Source organism: Micromonospora marina, assembly GCF_900091565.1.
GTDB lineage: Bacteria > Actinomycetota > Actinomycetes > Mycobacteriales > Micromonosporaceae > Micromonospora > Micromonospora marina.
This window is the reverse complement of sequence record NZ_FMCV01000072.1, coordinates 1-1,152: the sequence shown is the minus strand read 5'-3', so window position 1 is coordinate 1,152 and position 1,152 is coordinate 1. Positions and strand designations below refer to the sequence as shown.

Here is a 1,152-nt window from a genome sequence, read left to right as displayed (position 1 = left end):
GACGCGCGCCCGTAGTGCAGCTCGAATCCGCGCCACCGGAACGCCAGGTATAGGTAGGGCTTCGTCTGTTCGTAGGTCACAGCGAAGCCCAGGGCGCGCCAGAAGGCCAGGGTTTCCTCCGGTGCCACACAGGGCAGCATCGGCACGGTGGTCTCGTTGGGCTGGACACCTTCGTCAAGCATCGTCAGCACCTCATCTGTTCAACAGGGCAGGCGACGCAGCAGTCTGCCAAACCCGACCATCACGCACATGCGAATTCGACGATCGTTGCGGACTTGACAGAGCTGCACCGTCGCACACGCTCATGCCGCGGACCGTGCGCCGCAGCGTCACGATCGCGTGAGTCAGGTGCCGTCCGGTCGCGTCGGTGACAGGGCGGGGGGATCGCCGATTGCGCTACGGATTGGCGGTCTGCCGGATGAACGACAAGACCCTCGGCAGGACGTAACAGAACTCGCTGCCACCCCATGAGTCCACGAGGCCACCGGCTCGTTCCATCGCGTCCCAAAATGGCTCAGTCGAGCGGATGATGTCCTCCGCAGTAGCCGGATCGATGTCGATGGCAGCGCAGACAGCCGCCGTCAGCTCCGCGCGAGATTCGGCGGGCATGTCCTGCAACGGATCATGAGGCATCCGCAGAAGCTACCTCAGGCGAGGTGCACGCTCATGCCGCCGAGCGGGCCTGGGCTGGCCGGTGTTACTTACCATCCGTAGCGGTTCCGCCAGCGGAACGGCCTGTCAAGCCCCGGGTTTGGTGGAGAGTTGGTTAGCTGGTTTCAGGGGTGTGGTGACCGGGTGGGTCATCGCGTGTAGCGTCTCGTGTTCGGTGGGTGGGACGTGTCCGAGTTCGCCGTGCAGCCGTCGGTTGTTGTACCAGTCGATGTACTCGATGGTGGCCATCTCCAGGTCGTCGAGCCCGCGCCACGGACCTCGGTTGCGGACGAGTTCGGCCTTGTACAACGAGTTGAACGCTTCGGCCATCGCGTTGTCGTACGAGTCGCCCTTGGACCCGACCGAGGCCACGGCGCCGGCTTCGGCGAGGCGCTGGCTGTAGCGGATCGCTCGATATTGGACTCCTCGGTCCGAGTGATGCACAAGTCCGCCCAGGTCAGCGTCCTGATGCTCGCGCCGCCAGATCGCCATCTTCAACGC

Annotated in this window: 3 protein-coding genes; all 3 read right to left on the bottom strand. The window is 64.4% G+C overall.

The window, feature by feature from the left end:
* A partial coding sequence (locus GA0070215_RS27820; protein ID WP_482194117.1) for a VOC family protein occupies positions 1–182 on the bottom strand: 182 nt, incomplete at its 3' end.
* A gap of 214 nt (positions 183–396) precedes the next feature.
* Complete coding sequence (locus GA0070215_RS27815; protein ID WP_091051806.1) at positions 397–633, bottom strand: hypothetical protein; 237 nt, start codon at positions 631–633, stop codon at positions 397–399.
* Between the two features lie 105 nt (positions 634–738).
* Positions 739–1,152, bottom strand: a 414-nt coding sequence (locus tag GA0070215_RS27810) for an integrase core domain-containing protein (RefSeq protein WP_141708296.1), incomplete at its 5' end; no start/stop codon positions are given.

Bases quoted from the DNA above. Each gene is read 5' to 3' on its own strand.
- GA0070215_RS27815 (WP_091051806.1), bottom strand. From the start codon at position 633: ATGCCTCATGATCCGTTGCAGGACATGCCCGCCGAATCTCGCGCGGAG.